Annotated in this window: 21 protein-coding genes, 1 tRNA gene and 1 riboswitch; of the genes, 18 read left to right on the plus strand and 4 right to left on the minus strand. The window is 52.7% G+C overall.

Annotation, left to right across the window (positions count from 1 at the left end; all coding sequences use genetic code 11):
- Positions 1 to 22: 22 nt before the first annotated feature.
- The gene (locus MNU25_RS09135; protein ID WP_240984792.1) at positions 23 to 1,267 is read right to left on the minus strand and encodes an MFS transporter; all 1,245 of its coding nucleotides are present in this window, start codon (positions 1,265 to 1,267) and stop codon (positions 23 to 25) included.
- A gap of 402 nt (positions 1,268 to 1,669) precedes the next feature.
- Positions 1,670 to 2,425, minus strand: coding sequence for an IclR family transcriptional regulator (locus tag MNU25_RS09140; protein ID WP_240984793.1), 756 nt, complete (start codon positions 2,423 to 2,425; stop codon positions 1,670 to 1,672).
- Between the two features lie 315 nt (positions 2,426 to 2,740).
- Here MNU25_RS09140 and MNU25_RS09145 point away from each other — a divergent pair.
- Both MNU25_RS09145 and MNU25_RS09150 read left to right on the plus strand, forming a co-directional pair.
- Positions 2,741 to 2,816 (plus strand) — tRNA-Arg (locus MNU25_RS09145).
- 446 nt (positions 2,817 to 3,262) lie between these two features.
- Entirely contained in the window at positions 3,263 to 4,132 is an 870-nt protein-coding gene (locus tag MNU25_RS09150) for a YitT family protein (RefSeq protein ID WP_240984794.1), read from the plus strand.
- A 47-nt stretch (positions 4,133 to 4,179) separates the two neighbouring features.
- Here the strand turns inward: MNU25_RS09150 and MNU25_RS09155 are convergent, their stop codons facing one another.
- Both MNU25_RS09155 and MNU25_RS09160 read right to left on the minus strand, forming a co-directional pair.
- The gene (locus tag MNU25_RS09155) at positions 4,180 to 5,025 is read right to left on the minus strand and encodes a polysaccharide deacetylase family protein (RefSeq protein WP_240984795.1); all 846 of its coding nucleotides are present in this window, start codon (positions 5,023 to 5,025) and stop codon (positions 4,180 to 4,182) included.
- A 305-nt stretch (positions 5,026 to 5,330) separates the two neighbouring features.
- Positions 5,331 to 5,585: a hypothetical protein gene (locus MNU25_RS09160; protein WP_240984796.1), complete on the minus strand. Its 255-nt coding sequence runs from the start codon at positions 5,583 to 5,585 to the stop codon at positions 5,331 to 5,333.
- A 142-nt stretch (positions 5,586 to 5,727) separates the two neighbouring features.
- Between MNU25_RS09160 and MNU25_RS09165 the strand changes: the two genes are divergently transcribed.
- From MNU25_RS09165 to MNU25_RS09240, 16 genes are all read left to right on the plus strand, one after another.
- Positions 5,728 to 7,002 (plus strand): tetratricopeptide repeat protein, encoded by a 1,275-nt coding sequence (locus tag MNU25_RS09165; RefSeq protein ID WP_240984797.1) that lies wholly within the window; start codon positions 5,728 to 5,730, stop codon positions 7,000 to 7,002.
- Between the two features lie 243 nt (positions 7,003 to 7,245).
- Positions 7,246 to 7,689, plus strand: a complete 444-nt coding sequence (locus MNU25_RS09170; RefSeq protein ID WP_240984798.1) for a hypothetical protein — start codon at positions 7,246 to 7,248, stop codon at positions 7,687 to 7,689.
- 173 nt (positions 7,690 to 7,862) lie between these two features.
- Complete coding sequence (locus MNU25_RS09175) at positions 7,863 to 8,393, plus strand: hypothetical protein (RefSeq protein WP_240984799.1); 531 nt, start codon at positions 7,863 to 7,865, stop codon at positions 8,391 to 8,393.
- Positions 8,394 to 8,927: a cob(I)yrinic acid a,c-diamide adenosyltransferase gene (gene cobO / locus MNU25_RS09180; RefSeq protein WP_240984800.1), complete on the plus strand. Its 534-nt coding sequence runs from the start codon at positions 8,394 to 8,396 to the stop codon at positions 8,925 to 8,927.
- Positions 8,928 to 8,998: 71 nt separating this feature from the next.
- Positions 8,999 to 10,321, plus strand: coding sequence for a type I glutamate--ammonia ligase (glnA, locus tag MNU25_RS09185; RefSeq protein WP_240986788.1), 1,323 nt, complete (start codon positions 8,999 to 9,001; stop codon positions 10,319 to 10,321).
- A 272-nt stretch (positions 10,322 to 10,593) separates the two neighbouring features.
- On the plus strand, positions 10,594 to 12,681 hold the full coding sequence (locus tag MNU25_RS09190; RefSeq protein ID WP_240984801.1) for a glutamine synthetase III family protein: 2,088 nt from the start codon (positions 10,594 to 10,596) through the stop codon (positions 12,679 to 12,681).
- Positions 12,682 to 12,988: 307 nt separating this feature from the next.
- Entirely contained in the window at positions 12,989 to 13,198 is a 210-nt protein-coding gene (locus tag MNU25_RS09195; RefSeq protein WP_240984802.1) for a hypothetical protein, read from the plus strand.
- Positions 13,199 to 13,659: 461 nt separating this feature from the next.
- Positions 13,660 to 15,561, plus strand: a complete 1,902-nt coding sequence (locus MNU25_RS09200; protein ID WP_240984803.1) for a PrkA family serine protein kinase — start codon at positions 13,660 to 13,662, stop codon at positions 15,559 to 15,561.
- Between the two features lie 14 nt (positions 15,562 to 15,575).
- On the plus strand, positions 15,576 to 16,934 hold the full coding sequence (locus tag MNU25_RS09205; protein WP_240984804.1) for a YeaH/YhbH family protein: 1,359 nt from the start codon (positions 15,576 to 15,578) through the stop codon (positions 16,932 to 16,934).
- A gap of 25 nt (positions 16,935 to 16,959) precedes the next feature.
- Positions 16,960 to 18,330 (plus strand): SpoVR family protein, encoded by a 1,371-nt coding sequence (locus MNU25_RS09210; RefSeq protein ID WP_240984805.1) that lies wholly within the window; start codon positions 16,960 to 16,962, stop codon positions 18,328 to 18,330.
- Between the two features lie 360 nt (positions 18,331 to 18,690).
- Positions 18,691 to 19,587 carry an MBL fold metallo-hydrolase gene (locus MNU25_RS09215; RefSeq protein ID WP_240984806.1) on the plus strand — a complete coding sequence of 299 codons (897 nt, stop codon included), beginning with the start codon at positions 18,691 to 18,693 and terminating at the stop codon, positions 19,585 to 19,587.
- 102 nt (positions 19,588 to 19,689) lie between these two features.
- On the plus strand, positions 19,690 to 20,301 hold the full coding sequence (locus tag MNU25_RS09220) for a DedA family protein (protein ID WP_240984807.1): 612 nt from the start codon (positions 19,690 to 19,692) through the stop codon (positions 20,299 to 20,301).
- Between the two features lie 65 nt (positions 20,302 to 20,366).
- The gene (locus tag MNU25_RS09225) at positions 20,367 to 20,978 is read left to right on the plus strand and encodes a DedA family protein (protein ID WP_240984808.1); all 612 of its coding nucleotides are present in this window, start codon (positions 20,367 to 20,369) and stop codon (positions 20,976 to 20,978) included.
- A 37-nt stretch (positions 20,979 to 21,015) separates the two neighbouring features.
- Positions 21,016 to 21,951, plus strand: coding sequence for a selenium metabolism-associated LysR family transcriptional regulator (locus MNU25_RS09230; RefSeq protein WP_240984809.1), 936 nt, complete (start codon positions 21,016 to 21,018; stop codon positions 21,949 to 21,951).
- A gap of 143 nt (positions 21,952 to 22,094) precedes the next feature.
- Positions 22,095 to 23,084 (plus strand): DnaA/Hda family protein, encoded by a 990-nt coding sequence (locus tag MNU25_RS09235; RefSeq protein WP_240984810.1) that lies wholly within the window; start codon positions 22,095 to 22,097, stop codon positions 23,082 to 23,084.
- 34 nt (positions 23,085 to 23,118) lie between these two features.
- Positions 23,119 to 23,285, plus strand: a riboswitch (M-box (ykoK) riboswitch).
- A 219-nt stretch (positions 23,286 to 23,504) separates the two neighbouring features.
- Positions 23,505 to 24,743, plus strand: a complete 1,239-nt coding sequence (locus tag MNU25_RS09240) for a magnesium transporter MgtE N-terminal domain-containing protein (RefSeq protein WP_240984811.1) — start codon at positions 23,505 to 23,507, stop codon at positions 24,741 to 24,743.
- Positions 24,744 to 24,748 lie beyond the last annotated feature (5 nt).

Consider the following 24,748-nt stretch of genomic DNA (forward strand, 5'->3'; position numbering starts at 1 on the left):
CACCGGTAGCACGGGCTATGTCTTAAAGTGACATGTCCATGTCTCGTGTTTCCCGCCAGATCCAGGTCATAATGATGAGGAATACGGCTGAACTCAAAACGCCCACAGTCATCAGGACGCCAAACCCGTATTGGACGGACAAGAGTCCGATGATAACAGGAGTGAGCATACCCCCGAGGAAATTTCCCCCGTTGTAGGTAAGACCGTGGCCGGCGGAGCGCATGCTCAGGGGAAAGTGCTCTGCCGTATAGGAGGCATTCACGCTCCAAACCCCCCCGGGGCCGAAAAAGCCAATGATAACTGCCCCAATAACTAAGAGTCCAGTATTATGGAGGATGACAAACAAAGGCGCGCCAAGCATGCTGCCAACGGCGGAAATCGTGATGGTCCAACGCCTGCCGATCTTGTCTGACCAGAAACCGAAAACTATACTGCCTATGGCAGCGGCTAAGTTCAATAAAATGGTAATCAAACTCACCATACCAACGCTGAAATGATGTTGTTCTTTTAAGAACGTCGGATACCAGGCGGCAATGGAATAATACAAGACGAGGAAGCCGGTATTGACCAGAATCGAGTGCACGGTATCCCAGAGTTGCCGTCCGCTGAAGAGATTTATAATCGGTATTTTATTAATACCTTGTTCTTGTTTCCGCTTTTCCAGCCAGGCTTTTGATTCCCGTAACGTGAACAATGCATAAATACCGAGTATAATACCCGGAATAGCGGCAATGTAAAACATAGGACGCCAGCCACCATTTGAATATATGGCAGCGTAAAGGAGACTGGCTAGAATACCGCCGACCGGGAAACCTATCTCGACTAAGCCGGAGGCAAGCCCCCTTCTATTAGACGGTACCGTTTCCATCAAAAGGGGTACTCCGATCGAGTACATTGATCCCATGCCCAGTCCGAATAGGAATCTAAAAAGATAGAGAAGAGTGAAGGTGGGTGAAAGTCCGGTTATAAACTGGAAAATTCCGTACCAGAGGAGGGATGTAATCAAGGGTATGCGACGTCCCCACTTGTCAGCGAAGACTCCGCCGAGTGCCCCGCCGAACAATCTGGCTAGGACTGTGACGGAGATAACGGAGCCAAACACCGCGGCTGTAACGTTGAAATTTTTCATTATATCGATTGCGATATAAGTTAACATCAGATAGTCAAAAGCGTCCAAAACCCAGCCGAGAGTAACGATGATTAATATATTCCTTTGCGTTTTCTTCGGAACGCCCCCGTCTTGTATTGTCTGTGTGGTGATAGCCATTCACTTCTTCTTCCTTTCTAAAAGGTTCTAATTTTATAGGTTCTAATTTCCAGATAGGCTTTTCAAATAGGGTCTCCTGAGCGGATCTTCCCTGGAATAGGTTTCTAAGAACCACTCCCTTAAGACATTGTCTTGAATCACTAGAGTAGAAAAGCACGTGTGAGGACTGGCTTTGACGGACATGCGGGAACATTCAGAAAGACAATTCTCCAGCCGATACTCAGATCCCGGGCATTAGTCGCACCCCCTTTCCATCGGGTCCAACTCACCTGGTTTGGTAACCCGGCTCTGGTATTAATATCAATAGCCGGGAAGGCTTTCCGGAATAACTGATTCCGCAATATGGAATGGTGTTCCGCCATTTTGGGACATAAAATTTACGCGCCCAATGGTCGAACAGATCTACTTCTTGCTAATGCAGCCTAATTTATCGGAAATTGTTGCGGCGGCCTGTTTGGCCAGCTGAGACAAAGTTGCTAAGTTTTCCGGAGTGAAGCGGAACGAGGGTCCACCGATGCTCAAACCGGCGATAATCTTTCTATGTTCATTGAAGATGGGTGTGGCCAAGGCTGTGACTCCCAGGTCGACTTCACCAAAAGTGACGGCAATCCCCTTCTCGCGGATATAAGCCAGTTCTTCTCGAAGTGCTTCCGCCTGCATGAGTTTCTGATCACTCAACCTGACCAAGGACTCACTTTTCAGGTACTGCTCAATAAATTCGGGTGGCTGAAAAGCTAGGAGTATTTTTTTAGAGGCCCCACAGTGGAGCGGTAAGTTGTTGCCCAAGGATGTTTTCCAGGTTATAGCTTGGGTTCCTTCGACAATTTCGATAGCTACCCCGGACATCCCGTCCTGAATGGTCAGAATCACCGATTCTCCCGAAAGATCCGCCAGGTTCTGCATCACAGGCAGGGAAACCTTGCGCAGGGACATTTGATTGGCGGCTATGCGTCCGAGCACGAGAGCTTTGGGGCCTAAGCTGTACTTCCTCGTCACGGGGTCTGCCTCTACAAAACCATAGTGCTGAAGCGAGGACAGCAGACGATGGATTATGCTTTTGGCTAGTCCGAATTCTTGGCTGAGTTCTGTTATGCCCCAAACGGGCTTCTCGTTCGTGAAGGCCAGTAACACCATTAAGGCTCTGTCAACCGTTTGCAAACGCTCTGATCCCTTGTTTATGGCTATTTCCCCCAATGTGTGACTTTTTGTGAGCTTGGCAGCTCGTGCCGCATTGCTAAGTCCGTCACAGTATGATACCGGTGTGACCGTTCCCATAAGAGGAACATTGTTCCGTTACCAATTTATATTAACAGATTTTCTTGGACAGATCACTATTTTCCTGCTCAATGGTTGAACCCGCGGCCTGACCGGTGGAAGTGGTCGTGTGAGCGGCGTCCATAACGCCCAGGGCTCTTGACAAACACAGTTGATTTTAGTAAAGTAATGGAGCGGGTTAAAAGGATAGGCGTTTAAGCGCTCGTAGCTCAGTGGATAGAGTGACGGTTTCCGAGGCCGGAGGTCGCAGGTTCAAATCCTGCCGGGCGCACCACATTGTCACCGCGAGGGTTTCAGGGCATGGCTCCCAACTTCCATGGTCAAAAGAACGGGGCGATCGAGGGGGCTCTTCAAAAATGTGGAAGAGTCGTTTTGTGTTTTGGTTTTTTGTGTTTTAAAGAAAGATGATGTAATACGGGTATATTACCCAGAAGCCGGCGGCCTTTCTGAACAAAGTTCAGGAAGACCGTTTTGAGTTATCGGGCGTAAAGCATCTGCCACGACTTGACTCCGGCCCCGCTCAAGATATCGCCCCCGTCGCGAATGAAGAAAATGGCTGCCCCGACCACGTGGACCTCTGATCGCCGCCGATACGGTCTTCTTGCCGAATGCTGCCCGATGGTACATAATGAAAGCGGATGAGATACCCGCCCCGGCCCCCATCTACCGCATAAAGGGGCACCGGCCGAAGGGGAAAACGAGTGACAAGGAGGACCGAAGGTGTTCCGGCAGAGGTTAAGAAACGCTTTTTCCTGGAAAACACTTGAGTACTTTTTAGGGGTCACTTTTGGGGCTGTTGTCGTCGGGATTAGTATGAATACCTTTATTATTCCCAACCGGATCGCAGACGGCGGAGTGACAGGAATAGCGATTATCCTGCACTATTTGTATCAATGGCCCGTGGGTTGGGTCGTCTTCATTTTGAATGTTCCCCTGTTCGTGCTGGGTTTAAAATTGGTCGGGAGGAAGTTCTTGATTCTGAGCTTTTGGGGCGTGGGGCTCTTGTCTTTGACTTTGCAAGTCACGACCCACATGCCGGTGTTGACGAAAGATACCCTTTTGTCCGCTATTTTCGGCGGTGTTCTGACCGGGGTGGGGATGGGGGTTATCTTTCGTTCCAGGGGGTCTTTGGGGGGAACTGACATTTTGGCGGTGTTTCTCAGCCGTACGACGCCGCTCAGCGTGGGGCAAATCCTGCTGGGCATGGATGCCCTTATTTTTACGGCGACGGCCATACTCTTTCGCCCGGAAGCCGCCATGTATGCGGCAATCTATATGTTTATCGCCACCCGGGTTATTGATCTGGTCCAGGAAGGGATGAGTCATTCCAAGGCAGTGATGGTGATTACGCGAGAACCCGGCGCCGTGGCAGGGGAAATTATGGCAAAACTGGGGAGAGGCGTCACTCTTTTTCAAGCGGAAGGAGCCTATTCCGGTGAAGCAAAAAAGGTTGTCTACTGTGTCGTCGGCCGTACCGAACTGACCCAGGTGAAAGAAATTGTCCATAAGCTCGATCCCGAGGCCTTTTTAACGGTTTCGGAAGTTCCGGAAGTGGTAGGCGAAGGGTTTGCCTCCTGGAAAGGGCATTAAGAGTTCACCCCTCGCCAAGACAATAATTTAAGTGAGCCCAGCGGCTCTCAAGGGGAGGGCACCCCGGGCTGGGTTTTGTCAGTGTTTCCAGCCGGAGTGTTGTCTGCCTTGGGCGGGTTGCCGTTTTCTTTAAGGTTGCTCTCCGGTGGCCAGGTGCCGGTTGCTTCGGACAAAAGCTGCCCGACCGGCATTAGGACATATCCTTTTGCTTTCAAAGCTTTGATGACTTCCGGCAATGCTTTGATCGTGTCGGGAGCGGAATCGGAGGCATGGAAAAGGATGATCGAACCGGGCTTTACCCCAGCGCCGGGACGGATTCCGTTGAGTACGTTGTTAACGACGGCGGCCGGACCGGGGCGTTTCCAGTCCAGGGAATCGACGCTCCATTGAATGACTCGGTAGCCCAGGCGGTCGGCAACGCTGATGACTTTGTTGTCGTAGGCTCCGTTGGGAACGCGGATGAGGCGGACTTTTTGTCCCGAGATTCTTTCCAGAACGGCCTGAGCCGAGGTGATCTCTTTGGCGATTTCCTCGGGGCTCAGGGTATTTAAGTCGATATGCCGGTTGCCGTGGGAACCGATCTCGTCACCATCGGCCACCATGCGTTTGACCAATTCAGGATGTTTTTCCGCCCAGGGGCTGGAGAGGAAAAATGTGGCATGCACGCCTTCTTGTTTCAGTATATCCAGGATAGGAAGGGCAGTTTTTTCTCCCCAACTGATGTCAAAAGTAAGACCTACGGCCTTGGTAGTAACGTTGGCGGAATAAATCGGCTTGAGCTTCCCGGAAAAGACTGAGATGACATTGTCGCGATAAGCCAGGAAGACAAAAAGCAGAACTCCCCAGAGGACGAGGTTGCGCCAGGGCGGGCGGCGCATTATGATGACTTTCATCGGGCACTCCTCCCTTTGCCTAAAACATATTCAGAGTGCCCACGGTTCATGACCCGATAGGGACTTGGCGGTACTTAAGCAACATGTTCTAAGCGCGCCTATTCACGGTTGCATGATTTTTGGCAAGAACCGGCTCGTTCCGCTTAGACGGGAGTCTTGCGCTGAGTGCAAAGTGCAATAAAAGAACACCCACTTGAGGGTGCTTTTTCTTTCGGGATATATCATCGTGTGCACGAGTCACAATTGGTGTGCAACGCAGCTTTGTATCTTTCCTCAAATGGTGGGGCGGTGGCGCCGAAAAGGTCTTAACGCCTGGAACGATTACCGAAAACAAAGTGATAAAGGTCAAAGCCGAAGAGAAGTTTGAGCAACAAATGTGCCACAATAACGACAAGGGCAATGAAGGCGACCACTTTGACGATGGCAAAAACAAGCGCCAGGAGCCAGAAAAAGACTTTGCCCAAAACAAAAATGGACAGGAGGAGCGCAACGATCAAGATACAGATTTTCAGCGCCGTTATCCAGTAATTAGAAGGTTCGGTTGAGCGGTACGCGTTCACGATGATACACCTCCTCAACTAACAGATTACCACATTTCGACTCGGGTGTCTAGATTCCAAGCTTTCTTGAGTTAAAGCTCGTCTTGTGCCGAAAAACCGTCCCCCGCATATGCTGAAGAAGACGCGAAGGGGATGGTACGCGATGGACGAACACCTACTGGACTTTTGGCGCCGTGTTATGGATGAAGGGACCCGCCGTTTGGGCCGGGCAGAGTATAAAGAGGCGGAAAGTTTTTTTAGACAGGGGGCTTCGACGGCTGAGCAGCTGGAAGCTCCGGAGGTCCTGGCTTTTTCCGTACGCTTGCTGGCGACCGTTCGGGTGAAACTGGGGGAGTTGGAGAGTGCCGAAACGGGGTTTCGCCAGGCCTTGGGAATCTGCCAAAAGGTGGACAATGCTAAGGGCATGGCTGAGGCTTGGGCCGGCTTAGCCAGCGTATCTTTGGGCAGGGGTTCGTTCGCCCAAGCCGCGCAGTACTGTGAACTGGCAATTTCCGTATATCCGCCCACTTCTCCTCCTCTAAGGCTGGGCATGTTGTACTCCGATTTGGGTCAGGCCTATGCTCAGCTCGAACTTTGGGAAAAGGCGCTGAAGGCTTATGACCGGGCCCAGGACCTGTGTCATCGCTACGGCTATCCCAAGGGGGAGGGGGAATTAAAGGTACTTATGGGGGAAATTTGCTACCGCCGGGGTGACAAGAAAAAAGCGGAGGATTGGTTCAAGGAGGCGTGCCGGATTTTTGCCGGCCTTGGCGACCCCGCCACTCTGGCCAATGCCCTGCAATATATGGCTTTCATCTATTATGACCAAAACCGGATGGAGCTTGCCGAAGAAATCTTGCGCAGAGCCGTTGCCCTGTGGCTGAAGTGCGACATGCCGGCGGAGGCCAGTGAATCTTGTTATTTCTTAAGTAAGATCGAACAGAATCTTGGCGCCGGCAGCGAGGCGGAAGCGTATATAGAACTTTCTATTAAGCTTTATGAAAAAGAGGATATCGGCTTGGCTTTGCGGTATCAAAGTCTCGCCGGAATCGCCTTGACGGACCTGGAACTGGTCAAGGCGGAGAAGTATTTTTTGCAAGCACTGAACCGGTTCCAGGCTCTTGGGGATAATAACAAAGCAGGGGAGATCTTTCAGACCCTGGCCGTGCTGGCTGATCTCGACGAGCGCAGGACAGAGGCTCTGGGCTACCATGAGAAAGCGATAGAGACGCTGTCAGCGGCGGATTCTCCGGCGGTGGAAGCAAGGCAAGGTCTCGCCCTCTTTTATGAAAAACATCATAATTACCGCAAAGCACTTGAGACTTTCTGGACGGCTTTACAAATCGCCCGTGAAAACGGTTTAGACAGTGGGGAACTGGAAACAGCCATCCAGCGCGTTTCTCGCCTGCTGCGCAAGAAAGGAAGAGGTACAGGCTGACATCAAGATACCCTTGCAGAATATTGAAGGCCCCAACGGCATTCGCGTTGGCCGCTTGACCGACCGCGGCTTCGAGTTCCCGCCAAGAGGGTTTGAGCGGTGTTGCTCCTATCCGCAAACGTGATTTCGGGAAATGTTCTGAGAGTACTGGGAAGATGGGTCATTTTCCGGTAAAATGAAGAAAGTGGCGGAATAAAGCGAGGGCAGGGGTAACTTTATTCTTAAAGTGCGGGGGGTGGACAAGTGGGGAAGGTTAAGGAGAACACTTTGCGCAAAGTAGAAGACTTTTTTGTCCGGGAAACTGCGATGCGCGGCAGTTCCGAGATCCAAGTCACGATGGAGGATTTGCGCAGGGAAACCAAGCTCTCCTTAGTGACGATCTACAAAGCTATCGACGACTTAATAGACGGCGGAAAATTGACGGTGACCGACATGGGAACGCGCCGCTCGCCCAGGATGTACCGTTATCGGTCTTCGCCCGGCCCTGAAGGACCCAGGATTAACGCGGGGGAAATGGCCGAAGTGGCCAAAGCCTTGGAAGAGCTGGTTCACGAACTGGCGGTCAAGGATCAGGTGATTGAAGCTTTGCGCACGAAACTGACAGCGTTGGAGTCGCAGGAATCCCAGGTTCTTTATAGGCTGAGGGTTAGCGAGGATACGGAAGTTATTGTGCGCAAAAAATCTTAAAGACGGGTATCATATGCCAATCTATGCTATACTAATACTATAAACGGGCTTTGCGCTTAAGGTATCACGATTTAGGGTATTGCGGTTTAAAGTGTTACGCTTTTAAGCACGGTGGGGTAAGGGTCCACGCTTTGATCATCGCGTTTCGGACATTATGATGCTGGAGGGATAACGTGCGCGAAGAGGATTCGGTCGTACTTGAATGCTTGGAGGATGTCCATTATGCTTTAGCAGAAGCCCTCAAGCGGATCGGCAAGGTGCGCACGGTCCATGTCGCCATGCTGGAAAATAACCTGGCCGACCTGCGCAGCCTCCGCCGCACCATTGAGGAGGTTTCCGCACCGGCCCGCCTGATAGTGGAGCATCTTTTGGAAGCGTGGCTGAACGGCTGGCTGGTGGCCTTGGAGACAGAATCCCTCAGGCTGGGCTACGTCAGAGTACGTTCGGTGAAAGTGGAGCCATTTGGCAACATTTGCGTATCTCTGGGCGATTTGGACATTACCTGGCGGGACGAAAGTGTTTCCTACTATTTTTATCCCGACAAAGTCGAACTGCGGGCGGCGGACGAAAAGTCGGGTATTAAGTTTTTCTTTGCCTTAGCTTTTGCGATGCAGAACGTGAGGAGGTTTCCCGATCTTCCCGGTTCGCTCCAGGTGGCATATATTCATCCGCAGATGGAACAATGGATCAAGAAGGTGTTGTAAGTGTCGCGTTTAAAACAGGGATTGGTTCAGTTGTATACGGGGAATAGTAAGGGCAAGACGACGGCCGCTTTTGGCTTGGCTGTACGGGCTGTGGGTCACGGTTTTCATGTCTGTATTATTCAATTCATGAAAGGCCGGGACGACTACGGAGAACTCGCCGGCTTCAAACGCCTGGAACCAGAATGCTGCCTGGAGCACTTCGGCACAGCCGGGTGGGTGAGGAAGGGACAGGCGTCCGACGAAGACATCCGGGAAGCCCGGCGGGCCTGGACCAGAGCGGTGGAAGTTGTCATGTCCGGCGAATGGGACATTGTGGTTTTGGATGAAGTTGTCAACGCCATATGGTTCGAGCTTTTGCCGGAAGAGGAGATACTTCACCTTTTAGGTCAGAAACCGGACCGGGTCGAGGTCGTTCTTACCGGCCGGAATGCCTCGGAGACTCTGATAGCCGCAGCCGACCTAGTGACAGAGATGGTTCAGATCAAACATCCGTATGAGAAAGGAATACCCGCGCGAGAAGGCATAGAATTTTAACCGGCTGAGATTGGGACCGGCGGCAAGACAGGAACCGAATGTCATACGAGAAGGGGGATACATAGGCCTTGGTGACGAAAGAAGATGTCTTAAAAGAAGCGGCGGAAAAAGGGGTAAAATTCATCAGGCTCCAGTTCACGGATATTTTCGGTGTTCTGAAAAACGTGGCTATTACCGTGGAACAGTTGGAGAAGGCCTTGGAAGGAGAACTCATGTTTGACGGTTCTTCCATCGAAGGTTTTGTTCGCATCGAAGAATCGGATATGTATCTGCGCCCCGATCCCGATACTTTTGTCGTTTTTCCCTGGCGGCCAAAAGAAGGGGCGGTAGCCCGCTTAATTTGCGATGTTTACAATCCGGACGGAACACCCTTTGCGGGAGACCCCCGCAACGCTTTAAAACGGGTCTTGGCTGAGGCCGCCGAAATGGGGTATTCTCTCAACGTGGGCCCCGAACTGGAGTTTTTCCTTTTTCACACGGATAATGAGGGGCGGCCTACGACCGTCACGCATGACCGGGCCAGCTATTTCGATCTGACGCCGGTGGATTTGGGCGAAAACGCTCGGCGGGATATGGTGTTAACCTTGGAGCAGCTGGGTTTTGAGATTGAGGCCTCTCACCATGAGGTGGCGCCGGGTCAGCACGAAATTGATTTTAAGTATTCGGATGCCCTGGATATTGCGGATAAGGTTGAAACCTTTCGTTTTGTCGTCCGCACGGTGGCCCAGCAGCATGGTCTGTACGCGACCTTTATGCCCAAACCGCTTCAGGGAATCAACGGTTCGGGCATGCATTCCAACCAATCCCTTTTCAGTAAGGGAAAGAACGCTTTTTACGATGCTCAGGGGCCCTTGGAGCTTTCCCCGACCGCCTATTACTATATCGCGGGTTTATTGAAACACGCCCGCTCCTACACCGCCATCACGAATCCCACGATTAATTCGTACAAACGGCTGGTTCCCGGTTATGAGGCCCCTTGCTATATCGCTTGGTCGGGACGGAACCGCTCACCGCTCATCCGGATCCCGGCGAAACGCGGTTCTTCAACCCGGATTGAGCTGCGCAGCCCTGATCCCTCAGGCAACCCTTATTTGTCGTTGGCGGTTCAGTTGAAAGCGGGTTTGGATGGAATCAAGCGCCGACTCACCCCTCCGGCCGCCGTCGATTTGAATATTTTTGCCATGAGCGGGGAGGAGCGTCTGGCCCATGGGATTGATGCTTTGCCGGCCAGCTTGGAAGAAGCATTGACTGAGTTGAGCAAGGACAGTGTCATGAAGGATGCCTTGGGCGAACATATTTATCAACGGTTTACGGAAGCCAAGACGAAGGAATGGGACAGTTATCGCCTGGCCGTGCACCAATGGGAAATTGACGAATATTTGGCGACATATTGACCTTCACCCGGCAGCGGAGTCCTGCGGGCCCGCAGCTCGTTCAGATCTAGGTGCCGCCCGACAGATCCAAAATTATATATTGTATACCGCCGAGCGAAAGTATTGCCAGAAAAACCGGGATGTGTTATCTTAATATCAGGCTTGAAGGGGAGCAATGGTGCTCTTAAAAGATCCAGTGGATCTTTTAAGAGCACCTGTTTGTTTTACTAGGCTAATTATGCCAAAAATGGCGCAAGATTCAAGGATAATGAGGTGAAAGGGGATACATGGGGATGGATCTTTTTGGCGTGAATGTTTTTAATGATTCGGTTATGAAAGAGCGCTTGCCCAAGAATACTTACAAGGCTTTGCGCCGGACGATTGATGAGGGGCTGGCCCTGGATCCGAGCGTGGCGGAAGTGGTCGCGAATGCGATGAAGGATTGGGCCATCGAAAAAGGCGCTACCCATTTTACCCATTGGTTTCAGCCCATGACCGGCCTTACGGCGGAGAAGCATGATTCGTTCATTTCCCCCACAGCGGACGGCCGGGTCATTATGGAGTTCTCAGGCAAAGAGCTTGTCAAAGGGGAACCGGATGCTTCTTCCTTTCCCAGCGGGGGGATTCGGGCCACATTCGAGGCCCGCGGCTACACGGCCTGGGATGCCACCAGTCCGGCATTTCTTAAAGAGGACGAGGGCGGCGTTGTCTTGTGCATTCCCACCGCCTTCTGTGCCTACACCGGAGAAGCGTTGGACAAAAAAACGCCTTTATTGCGTTCGATGGAGGCTCTGTCCAAGCAAGCGCTGCGCCTTCTGCGTCTTTTTGGCAATACGACCAGCAAGCAGGTCAAGAGTACGGTTGGCCCGGAACAAGAGTATTTCCTGATTGACAAGAAATTTTATGAGCAACGTCTGGACCTTCTTCTGACGGGGCGCACGCTTTTCGGGGCTCCGGCGCCGAAGGGGCAGGAAATGGAGGACCATTATTTCGGCAGCCTTAAAGAGCGGATCTCGCGATTCATGAAAGATCTAAATATCGAGCTTTGGAAACTGGGTATTCCGGCCAAGACCCAGCACAAGGAGGTAGCTCCGGCTCAGTATGAGATTGCGCCGGTCTTCGAAACGGCGAACATTGCTACTGATCACAATCAACTCGTGATGGATACCTTGCAAAAGGTTGCTCTCAGGCACGATCTGGTCTGCCTGTTGCATGAAAAACCGTTTGCAGGGGTCAACGGCTCCGGCAAGCACAACAACTGGTCCATGACCACAGATGACGGGCTTAACCTACTGGATCCGGGACGCACGCCCCATGACAATGCCCAATTTCTTTCTTTCCTTTGCGCCGTCATCAAGGCGGTCGATGAGTATGCCGACGTACTCAGGGTTGCGGCAGCAAATCCCGGCAATGACCACCGCTTGGGGGCGAATGAGGCTCCGCCCGCCATTATCTCTGTCTTTTTAGGGGAGCAGTTGAGCGACGTTTTCGCCCAACTTGGAAACGGCGGGCCGAAAAGTTCAAAACAGGGAGGTCACCTCACTATAGGGGTTACAACTCTCCCTGCCTTGGCCAAGGATTCCACGGACCGCAACCGGACCTCGCCCTTTGCTTTCACCGGGAACAAATTTGAATTTCGCATGGTGCCCTCGTCTCTCTCGATCTCCGGGCCTAACATCGTCTTGAACACGATAGTGGCGGAAGCTCTGGCCCAGATCGCCGACCGGCTGGAAAAAGCGTCAGATTTCCAAGCCGAACTCAGGCTGATCCTGAAACAAATCGTGAATGAACACGGTCGGGTCGTCTTTGACGGCAACAACTATGCGGACGACTGGATTGCCGAGGCTGAACGGCGCGGCTTGCCCAACATCCGTTCCATGGTAGAAGCGATTCCTGTCTTGATCAGTGACAAGACCGTTGCCCTTTATGAGAAACACGGTGTGTTTTCACGGGTCGAATTACACTCCCGTTACGAAATCCTGTTGGAGCAGTACGCCAAAAACGTTAATATCGAGGCTCAAACCATGATTCACATGGTGAAACGCCAAATCCTCCCGGCAGGCATGAAATATGCGGCGGAATTGGCACAGGGAATCGGAGCTATTAAGGCTGTTTCCCAGGCCTCGGTTTCCGTCCAAGAAGGCAAACTGCGTGAGGTTTCGGCAGCACTTGCCTCCGTTCAGCAGAAATTGTCCGAGCTGGAGAAAGCCTGCGAAGAGGCAAAATCCGTTGCGGACACCTACGCTCAAGGGGTCTTTTACAGGGATGTGGTCTTTAAAGCCATGGGTTCCTTGCGAGCGGATACGGATCGCCTGGAGATGCAAGTGGATGCCGAACTCTGGCCTTTGCCGACTTATGCCGAGATGCTCTTTTTGCTGTAAGTCCTATCTGGCTTCCCTGGTTATTGTACAGGGGGTCCGGGCAGCCGGCCGGGATGATCGGGGACCATGGGTATTTGTTGGGGATAGGGCGGAATACAAGGACTTTTCGGCTGGGCTTACAGTTGCGGAAGGCCGGATACGACCGGCCCTCCGCGCGGGGGCACGTTGAAGTGCGCGCGGGTGCGAGGTTCCGGCATAATAAAGGTTTAGAATTGTGCAAACTTTCCCTGGATCTTTAATAGTCAGTATGGTAAAATCAAATCAAGAAAGAGCAAAAAATCACTTTCACATGAAAGGAGGTTTGATTATGTTGGCAGTGAAGAGGGACACCCAGACTTCCCCAGCCTTTCGCCGGCGAAGCCGCTTTCAAGTGGGAGACAGGGTCATCACTTGCAATTGCCGTCTCGGTACGGTGGTAAGGACTGACAGGGATGAGTTGGGGGAATATGTCGTGGTGCGTCTGGATATCCTACCGGGTGAATTTGCCTATGATCCTTGGGATGTGGAAAAAGTTTGAATGTTCTTCTTGCTCGTACGGTAATTTGGACGTTTCGTTGGTAGGCATTTGAGAGATAATTCAGCCCGGTGGAAGGGGTTAGCAGAGGACACTTTGTGAAGGTGTTCTCTTTTTCTTTTATAGCGTCAATATTACTTTGAGACAACTGATGACATCGGAGGGGTTTTGCTCAGATAAGTGAGGTGCCGGCATTTTAATTCCTTTGGGACAAGTGATGTCGGAGAAGGCCGCAGAGCGAGAGAGGGACGGATCCCGGCAAAGAGAGCGGATGAAGAGGAATATTGTGGCTTTAGGGAAATTTATGCCGCAGAAGGCGAAAGGACAGGCCGCGGCAGGGAGAATCTGCGGCTTTTTTGAATTTTAAGGCAGGCGGAAGGTCTGGGCAATGTCTCATCTCTTGGGGAAAAGCATATAGTTAAGTATGGCTGTGACTTGTAAGAAAAAGCGAAAGGGGGGCTATCATGGAAGTCATTCAATGGTTGAGAGACTATCGGGAAAGCGAAGCCGGTTTAGCCTGGCAGGGAACTTTTGCCGAATACCTGCCGCTGGTTACGCAGAACCCTCATCTTGCCATGCATGCCCATGCACGTATTTATGAGATGATCCGCAGTGCTGGTATAGAAACGGGCGGCCCGTACAAAAAGTACAAATTCTTTAACCAGGAACTTTTCGGGCTTGACAAGACTCTGGATAAGTTAGTTGAAGACTATTTTCATTCGGCTGCTAAACGCTTGGATGTGCGGAAACGCATTCTCCTGCTCATGGGGCCTGTCAGCGGCGGCAAGTCCACGATCGTCGCTCTGCTCAAACGGGGCTTGGAGGACTTTTCCCGCACGCCGGACGGTGCGGTGTATGCCATCGACGGCTGCCCCATGCATGAAGATCCTCTGCACCTTGTGCCTCTGACTCTGCGCCCGAAGTTTGAAGAAGCCTATGGCATAAAAATCGAGGGCAATCTTTGTCCGGTCTGCCGTCTTCGCCTCGAGGAGGAATTCGGGGGAGAGGTTGAGAAAGTCCCGGTCAAACGCATTGCGTTTTCAGAAGAGGAACGAGTCGGTATCGGCACTTTTACTCCTTCAGATCCCAAGTCACAGGACATTGCCGATCTGACGGGAAGCATTGATTTTTCGACTATCACGGAGTATGGTTCAGAATCGGACCCCAGAGCGTATCGTTTTGACGGGGAGTTGAACAAAGCCAACCGCGGTTTGATGGAATTCCAGGAGATGTTGAAATCCGATGAGAAGTTCCTCTGGAATCTGCTGAGTTTGTCCCAGGAGGGGAATTTCAAGGCCGGGCGGTTTGCCTTGATCTCGGCGGACGAACTGGTTGTCGCCCACACCAACGAGAATGAATACCGGGCTTTTGTCTCCAATAAGAAGAATGAAGCGCTCCAATCCCGGATCATTGTTCTGCCCATTCCCTACAACCTGAAAGTGTCTGAGGAGGTAAAGATTTACGAGAAGCTGATCCGGCAGAGTGATCTGTCATCCGTGCATTTGGCGCCCCACGGTCTGTGGACGGCCTCGGTCTTCAGTATTCTCTCCCGCCTGAAACCGTCGAAAAAGCAGGGCATGGACCTCGTGAAAAAGCTGCGCCTCTACGATGGGGAAGATGTGGAAGGGTTTAACCAGAAGGATCTGAAAGACCTGATGCAGGAAGGAGACGAAGAGGGCGAGGGCATGAGCGGCGTGGATCCGCGTTATGTGATTAATCGTATCTCTACCGCCTTGATTCGGGATGAGCATTCCTGTATCAACGCTTTGGATATTCTGAGGGCACTGAAAGACGGTTTGTCTCAGCACACCTCAATTACCAAAGAGGAGAAAGAGAACCTAGTCAATCTCATCGCTGTGGCGCGTAAAGAGTATGACGAAGTGGCGAAAAAAGAAGTACAAAAGGCCTTTGTTTATGCCTATGAGGAGTCTGCCAAATCCTTGCTCAACAATTACTTGGACAATGTGGAGGCCTTTTGCAACTCGTCCAAGTTGACGGATCCTATTACCGGCGAAGAACTGGACCCGGACGAGCAATTGATGCGCAGCATCGAGGAACAAATCGGAGTTTCGGAAAATGCCAAGAAGGCCTTTCGGGAAGAAATTCTCATTCGCATTTCCATGTTCGCCCGCAAGGGCAAGGCTTTCCAGTATTCATCCCACGAACGGCTGAAGGAAGCGATTGAGAAAAAGATGTTTGCTGACCTAAAGGACATTGTCAAGGTGACGACATCTGTGACCCATCCCGACCAAGAGCAGCTCAGGCGCATCAACGACGTAACAGACCGCCTCATCAGTCAGCATGGGTACTGCCCGATTTGCGCCAACGAGATTGTCAAATATGTCGGTTCCCTTCTCAATCGTTAGTGAGGTGGAAACGGGTGAGCGACGAGATTATCGTGAGTCGAGAGGATTGGAGCCTGCAACGCAAAGGATACCTTGACCAGAGCCGGCATAAGGAAAAAGTCCAGGAGGCCGTCAAACAACAGCTGGGGGATCTGATCGTCGATGAAAGCATCATTCTGAGTGACGGGAAGAAAGCGATCAAAATCCCTATGCGATCCTTGGAAGAGTTTCGTTTTCGTTACGATTACAACAAGAAAAAGAATACCGGCCAGAGCAGCGAAAAAGTGTCGCCGGGCGACATTCTGGGCCGGGAAGCGGCAAAAGGGAAAGGGAACGGGAATGAAAGCGGCGCCGGGGAGGAGCCGGGTGTTGACATTTACGAAGCCGAAATCACTTATGACGACTTGGCCGAGATCCTGTTCGAAGAACTGAGGCTGCCTAATTTGGACGATAAAAAGCGGCCCAAGATTTCCCATGATCGCCCGGAGTTCAACGATGTGCGTAAGAAGGGTTTAATGGCCAACGTGGACAAAAAACGCACCCTGCTGGAAAGCATTAAGCGGCAGGCGCGTGAAAGCCACGGGGTGGTTGTGACCGCGGACAGGACTGAGGCGGAAAGCGGGCAGGGTCATCCGGTTGGAAACAGCGCCTCCGAACCGGGCCTGGCTCATATTCTCGGGTCGGGGTGGGACAGCGGCTCCGGACTCGAGCCCGGAGCCGCCGCCGGAGCGGGATTAGGCACCGAGGGGGGATCCGGGAGCGACCCGCAGGACTCCGAGAGCAACCCGGAGGCCGTGCGGGTCGAGCCCAAGCGCAGTCTGCGCATAACGCCGGAAGACCTTCGCTTTAAGACCTGGGAGACGCGGCCCAATTTCGAAACAAATGCCGTGATCCTGGCTATGATGGACACTTCCGGTTCAATGGGGCAATTTGAGAAATATATTTCCCGCACGTTTTTTTTCTGGATGGTTCGTTTTCTGCGCACGAAGTATAAGAACGTTGAGATGCGCTTTCTCGCTCACCATACGGAGGCGAAAGAAGTGAGCGAAGAAGAATTTTTCACACGGGGGGAGAGCGGAGGCACGCGCTGCTCGTCTGTTTATAAGCTGGCTTTGGATCTGATCGAAGCGGATTATCCCCCGGAACACTACAACATCTATCCCGTGCATTTTACAGACGGAGACAATATAGGTTCGGACAATGCCCGGGCGCTCGGCCTCATGCAGCAATTGGTGGATGCCAGCCGGGTCGTGGGCTACGGGGAAATATTGCGGACACATTACTCCAGTACGTTGATGGCAACCCTGAAGCGGATTACGGATCCCAAATTGCGGCTGGTAACGATCAGAGACCGCAATGAGGTCTATCCGGCGCTGAAAACGGTTTTCTCCTGACGGGGGTTCGGAAAGGAGGGAGTGAATGGACGAGGAAAGCAGAGAACTCAGCCGGATTGCCCGTGAAATCGAGGACGTGGCGAAAGGTATGGGGTTGGATTTTTATCCGGTCCATTTCGAGATTTGTCCGCCCGAAACGCTCTACACTTTTGGGGCTTACGGTATGCCGGTGCGCTTCACCCACTGGAGCTTCGGCAAAGCTTTCTACCGGCTCAAAATGCAGTATGACCTTAACTTGAGCCGGATTTACGAATTGGTCATAAACTCCGACCCCGCCTATGCTTTTTTGCTGGAAGGTAACAAGCTGGTGCAAAACAAGTTGGTGATCGGGCATGTCTATGCTCATGTCGATTTTTTTAAAAACAACCACTATTTCAGCCGGACGCCCAAAGACATGGTTGAGCGCATGGCAGCCCACGCCGAACAGATCCGTGAGTATGAAACCCGGTATGGCAGGGACAAGGTGGAACGAACGCTCGACGCGGTCCTCTCCATTCAGGAACATGTGGATTTTCGCTCTCATATCGCCCGGCGTCCGGAGAACAAGGGAAAAAGTCCCAAGGCGAGCCGGACGCGCTCTCCTTTTTTGGAGAAGTATGCCGACCTTTTTCCCGAAGACCCTATGAAAGAAGTTAAAGACGCGGGGAGCCGGAGAGAAGCAGAAGATTTGGTCGGATACCTGATTATGCGAGCCCCGAGAATTGAACCCTGGCAACGGGATATTTTGAGCATGGTTCGGGCGGAGTCTCTTTATTTCTATCCGCAGATCGAAACCAAAATCATCAACGAGGGATGGGCCTCTTTCTGGCATGCCAAAATTATGAGGGAGATCCAACTCAGCGCAGGCGAGTCTTTGGATTTTGCCGTTATGCACAGCCAGGTTCTGCAACCCTCGCGCTACTCGTTGAACCCGTATTACTTGGGCTACAAGATATGGGAAAGTTTGGAGAAGGAAAAGGGACTTGACACACTGTTCGAACTGCGCGAAACGGAGAACGATCTCTCTTTCGTGCGCAATTATTTGGACCGAGAATTGGTGGAAGAGCTCAACTTGTTCAATTTTCGCAAAGTCGGAGCACATTGGCAAGTTACGGATACGGATTGGGAAAAGGTGCGCGACAACCTGGTGCAGGGACTGGTCCACGGCGGGCATCCGCGTATGGTGGTCAGTGACGGGGATTATGAAGGCCGGGGGGCATTGAAAATCAGGCATTGTCACGAGGGGCTGGACCTCGACCTCGTTTATCTGGAAAAGACTTTGGCTCACGTGCAATTCCTATGGCAGAAGCCGGTCTATTTGGAGACGGTTCTGGATGGGAAAAAGGTTCTTTTTGAATGTGACAATGGGCTTGTTACCAGGCATCAGACGGGGGAGGAGGGAGAAAAGAAAGTCTAGCGGAGTGATACCGGCTCCGAGCCCGACGGCCCTTCCCTGTGGGCAGGCCAATACGGGGTACATCGGTCTTCCTAACCCTCATCGAGGGAAAGGAAGACTTTTCTTTAGAGGGTGGGGAGGATTTTCAATGCCGGAGAGAGAATCTCTTAAGCAAGAGGGAGAATCTCTTGAGTAACAGGTAGAATCTCTTGAGCAAAATCTCTTGAGCAAAAGGTAGAAGCTTCCAGAAGTAAAATTAGCTCTGGGGCGGCTCAAGGCGGGAAGACAAAACCCCGCTGAGTTCCGTAGAACCCGCGAGTGTCGGTACTGCTGCTGCCTTCAGGTATCCGCCTTTTGATCCCGGGTTTTGAGGAGGACAGTATGAGAACGCACAAACTCAATGAACGCGTTTTTTTATTTATGGATGATGGCCACCACCATGAGAACGTCGTGGTCATTTGGACACCTTCGGGTCCCGTGGTGGTGGATTCCTTCCGTTTTCCCAGCCAGTTTCAAGCGGTTGAGGAACACATGCGGGAAAGGGGGTGTTCCCGGCCCCTGGCCCAAATCTTTACCCACTGGCACCCGAATCATACGCTGGGAAATCGGAATTTAGCCGGAACCCGCGTTGTGGCGCAGAGGTTGACCTGGGAGTTCATGTTAGGCGGCCGTCTGGCGGGACAACTGGGTCAAGAGGAACTGCAGTGGATGCAAGGAGGCGGTTGGCCGGGGCCCGAAGACAGGAAGGTTGTTGAGAAAGAGTTAAACTTAAGCATAGGCGGAATGAGTTTGCGCTTATTGCATGTGGCGGGCCACACAGCGGATTCACTCATCGTGCAGATTCCGGAATATCGCCTGGTCATCGCGGGGGATAATCTGGTCGGTCCGGAAGTTGAATTTTTCTTTCCCAGCGGCCCCACCCGCAAGCGTACTCCGGAATTGGATGGGTTGGCTCTGGTTTACCGGCACATACGCCTTCTGGCGCCGAAAATTGTCGTTCCCGGTCACGGTTGGGTGCTGCCGCCGGAGGAGATGCTTTCCCTCAATGAGCACCGCTTAAAAAGTGTTCTCAGGCGCAGCGCCGAAATTGCCCAGAGGCTGTTGACGTGGTCGGAAAGCGGTGGGCCGGAGGGTTTTAATGAATATTTAATCAAGACGTGGTTGAGTCAGGCCAATGCCTGCGTTACGATGGATGAGCAGGAGGCGCTCAAAGAAAGTGTCGGCCGGGTTTTAAACCAACTCGGTGAGGCCTTTGCGCATGGGGTCCTGCGTGAGTAGGTGTGGCGCGGCCGGGGGGAATGTGATAAAATCAGCGTGGTTCTTTCTGCCGGCGGACAGTTGCCGGAGTAAGTGGGAGAGCACGTCGTTGGGGGTACGGATTTGACAACTTTGATTGCGCATCTGGGCGCGTTTGTGATTCGAATTATATCCACCCTGGGTTATGCCGGAGTCTTTGCGGCTATGGCACTGGAAAGCGCCTGCATTCCCTTGCCCAGTGAAATCATTCTGCCTTTTACGGGCTATATGGTCTTTTTGGGACGGTTTGGGCTCTGGCAGGCTACCCTCGCTGCCACCCTGGGCAACCTCTTTGGGGCTATGGTGGCCTATTATGTGGGGGTTTGGGGTGGACGGCCCTTTCTCAAACGCTATGGACGCTACTTTTTTTTCAATGAGCGTGAATTCGCCGGGACCGAGAGAATATTTGCCCGGCATGGGGAAATTACGGTTTTCCTGGGGAGGGTGCTGCCGGTTGTGCGCACCTTCATTTCCCTGCCGGCGGGAATAGCCCGCATGAACCCGCTCAAAGTGGCGCTCTATTCTCTCTTGGGGGCGCTTCCCTGGTGTTTCTTGCTGATTCTGACCGGGGAAAGGCTAGGGGCCAAATGGAATGCCTTAAAACCTTTGTTTCACCGTTTTGACCTTGTGATCGGGGTCTTCGTCGTTCTCGCTCTGGCCTTCTGGATTTGGCGGCATGTGCAAAAGAGAAACTAGAGAAGTCCGATGAGCGGAGGCGGCGGAATAAGAGACGCGGATACCGGGCGAGGGAGGAAAGTGCGGTGCACGGTCTGGAGCATATCGTCTATTCGATTATCTATCACTATCGCTATGCCGGCTTGTTTGTGCTTCTCTCCCTGGGCATGCTCGGCATACCGGTGCCGGATGAGTTTCTGATGACGTTCAGCGGTTTTCAAACTACGGTGGGACACATGGCTTTTGGCGAGACACTTGTCTTGGCCTCCCTGGGGAGCTTCGTCGGCATGAATTTGAGTTATTGGATTGGCAGGGTTCTCGGCACTCCTTTTCTCCGCAAAATTACCCCCTGGCTGCATATGAACGAGAAACGCGTCGCCCGGGCCGAACACTGGTTCAACAGGTATGGTGATCGGCTCATCGTGGTAGGATATTTTTTCCCGGGATTTCGCCACTTCATAGCTTACTTTGCCGGCATGAGCGAAGTTTTTTATGGACGGTACGCGGTGCTGACAGGTATCGGAGCACTTCTCTGGTCTGCGGCTTTCATTTCCTTGGGGCGCGTGCTGGGTGTGCACTGGAGAATGATCACCGCTCTCTTACACCGCTACCTGGTCAGCGGTGCTTTGCTTTTAGCCCTGATCGTCATCCTCGTCTATATTTTCAGCGTGAGACGGGGCAAGGCGGATTTGGATTAGCGCCGGGTTAGCGTACACGCATTCAAGGAGGATATCTATGCTCGATCTCCTTAAACTTTTCACTCAGGTGGTGGAAGAGCAAAGCTTCACTGCCACTGCCCGCCACTTGGGGGTCAGCCAACCGGCTGTCTCCAATCAAATGCGGGCTCTGGAGGACAAACTCGGGGTCAAATTGCTCTTGCGCCGCGGCAAAGCCCTGGTCCTGACGGCGGAAGGAGAAATTGTTTTGCGTCAGGCACGGCGGATTCTGGACAATTGGGACGAACTTCTGGAGCAAATCGGGACGGCCGGCCCGGAATGTTCCGGGCTCGTGCGCTTGGGAGCTTCCCATATCCCGGGGGAATATCTCTTGCCCGCACTCTTGGCAGACTTTCAACACGAATTTGCCAAGGTCCAGCTTAAGCTGGTGGTCGGGGACAGCCTGGAAATGGCAAATAAAGTTTCGGAACGGGAAGTGGATTTCGCCGTCGTGGGTTCCTCCTTTGACAGTGAAAAGCTGGCGTCGGAATTCTGGCAATGGGATGAATTGATGCTGGTTTTGCCGGAGGGCCACCCGCTGGCCGGCCAAAGGGAGATCCGGCTGTCTGATCTTCTGCCCTATCCCATGATTGTCCGGGAAGAAGGTTCCGGACACCGACGGGCTTTGGAAGAGACCCTGGCGGGGTTGGGTCTTTCTCTGCCGGACTTTCGTATCAGTTTGGAGGCCGGCAGTATTGAGGCGATCAAAAACTCCGTCAGGGCGGATCTCGGTTACTCGTTTATCTCCCGCTCGGCTTTGGGGGTTTCCGCGGAGGGAATGAGAGTATGCCGCTTGCAAGACATCAATATCAGGCGCGGTTTTTACTTGGTCACTCAGCGCCATAAGCCTTTGCCGGTTTCTTCCCAGGTGTGTTATACCCAAATCAGAAACTGCAAGCGGAGTGCGGTGCCTGCCGAAAGCGGAACGGGGTGCCTGCCGCGGATCAAAGACTGAGTATCAAGCACTGAACAGCAAACGTCAAACACGGAACATACACATCCAAACATTGAACATCAAACGTACATCGAACATGACGTCAAACATCGAACATGACGTCAAACATCGGACGTCAGACATAGCCCGACGGGAGGAAAGTCATGAAGTTCTTTGTCAGCGATTTTAATGTCTCGGCCTGGCAAGCGGTTAAGGGCTTTACTCCTGAAAAGTGGCCTCAGGTCACCCTTCTCTACGGGCCTCCGGGAACCGGCAAGAGCACCCTTTTGCACCTGTTCTACCGGCGCGCCCTGCGCAGCGAGCGGGGCTCTGTGCTGGCTGAGGCCCGCAGGTTTGCCAGGGACTATGCCTTGGCGGCTCAGGAAAGCGCGTTGGGGCGTTTCCGCCGGTATTACCGAACCGCTCCTTATCTCTTCCTCGATGATCTTCAGGTGCTCAGCGGCAAGAAGAAGACCATTGAGGAACTTCTGCATACTTTTGAACATAGGCTGGAGTACGAATATAAGGTTTTTGTAACTCTGGAGTCTGAGAAGCCCGATCTGGAGTTTTTGGGGCGAAGACTGGCCTCGCGTTTCCTGAGCGGACTTACTTTACCGTTGTATCAGCCCAAGGCGGGGGAAATCAGGGATTTCATCAGGGGCGATTTGGCGCAAAGGCTGGCCCTGGTCGAGCCGGCGCTCGTCGACGGCTTGGCGGAACGGGCGGCCAACCTGACAGAGGCTAAGAACCTGATTCGGGAATTCGGCATTTACATCGATCAAAGGGCGGCTGCTTTCACCCTGGAAGGTTTCCGGGAGTTTTGGCAAGTATGGGAGTGCCGGCAGAAAACGAAACCCGTCCCTCGGAATGTCATTCGGATAACGTCGCAGGTTACCGGCATTCCCGCAGAAGAAATTTTGGGTTCCGGGCGCCCGGCTCCGCTGGTAGAAGCCAGGCACTTGGCTATGTATGCGGTCAGGGAAATCTGTGGGTGCGGTTATGCCGAGATCGGACGGATTTTCGGCAAGGAACATGGGGCAGTGATCCGGGCTTGCCGGTCCGTTGCGGTTAAACTGGAGAAGAACGAAGACCTGAGGGAAAGATTCAGGTACATTGGCCAAGCATTTGCATCTTCCGGGCCGGATGGAGGTTGACGAAGCGGAAAAAAGGTGATAGATTGTGCTTGACAAAATTCTTCGTTAGGTGAGGCTTCTACACAGACACAGGCCGCTGCCCGGAAATGTCGAGAGACGCTAACGGGTCAACAGGTATTACCGGATTAAGGTTTTACTTAACGTGGCTGGGAACAATCTCTAGCTGTGTACGTGCTAAAACTCAGACGAGTGGGGAAAGGGCAAGTTGAGGGTTGGCCTTTCGAGGGCTGATTTTTTTTAGCTCCGTCCGGTCTGCGGGGGGAAAACCTGACGTGCCCAACTGAAGATGATGTAAGTCGGTATACTCAGCGCAGACCGGAACGGCCGGGAGACGGATTACACGAACGGGAGGTGGTTTAATGGACGCTGGTCCTGAACGAAGTAATTTAACATTAAACCACCGAAACGGGAGTGATCAGAATGGAGTTATTGACAGATCTTTACGTGAGTGAACTCATCGGTAAGCCTGTCATGGACCGCGGCGGGCGCCGGCTCGGGAAGGTCCGGGATATTGTGGTGGAGCGGGAGTCCTTGTTTCCTTCGGTTCGAGGCTTGGTGGTCGGCAAAAAGGGGGATTTCAAAGAGATCCCCTGGCCGGATATTTATTTATTAAGCCGCAAGTTCGTGGCCTTGCAAGTGGCGGAACCTGACGTACACTATGCGCCCGTGAAGGAGGACGCCTATCGTACAAGTATGATCTTGGACCAGCAAATTGTGGATATCAACGGGGCCAAAGTGGTGCGGGTCAACGATATCAAGCTGGCGGGAGACGGAAATGACGCCCATATCGTGTCGGTCGATGTCGGGGTAGCGGGTTTGATCCGCAGATTTTTGGCCGGCCGCCTGGGTGGAGAACAGAGCGGCAAATGGGTGAGACCGCAGCTCATCCGCTGGGATGTTCTGCAACCCCTGCCTAAACAAGGGGAGCATCTGGCCCTCAAAGTGTCCGCAGACAAGCTGGCCAAGATGCATCCCGTCGATTTGGCCGATATTGTGGAGAACCTGAGTCATCACGAACGGCGGGAGCTCTTCGAACAGCTGGATCCGGAGGTGGCTGCCGACACTTTGGCCGAAGTCGAGATGGATGTTCAGGTTTCCATCCTCAAAGGTTTGGACAAAGAGCGGGCAGCCGATATATTGGAAGAGATGGAGCAGGACGAGGCCGTAGACCTGCTCTCGGAATTGACGGATGAGGATTCCGATCAATTGCTGAACCTGATGGATCACGAGGAAGCTTCTGATCTGCGGGGACTTCTCGAGTATGAGGAAGGGACGGCCGGAAGTATGATGACCACGGATTTCCTGGCTTTTGCGGAAGAACTGACCTGCGACGCTGTGATCGAGCGCCTGCGTGAATTGGCCCCTGACGCGGATTATGTGTATTACCTGTACGTGATCGATGGCCGGGGGCGGCTGAGCGGGGTGGTGTCTTTGCGTGAACTTATTGTCAGCCCGCCTGAGCGGAAGATCGGGGAAATCATGCGCAGAAGGGTTATTTCCGTGACTGCGGAGGAAGAGGAGAAACAGATCCGCCGCCTGTTCACGAAATACAGTCTTTTGGCTTTGCCGGTGGTGGATGATGCGGGCAAGCTGATAGGGATCATTACGGTTGACGACGTGCTGTCCTTGCCGATTAACAGCCGTGGCCTTAAAATGTAGCGGGG

The sequence above is a fragment of the Acididesulfobacillus acetoxydans genome (genome assembly GCF_902729405.1).
Lineage (GTDB): Bacteria > Bacillota > Desulfitobacteriia > Desulfitobacteriales > Desulfitobacteriaceae > Acididesulfobacillus > Acididesulfobacillus acetoxydans.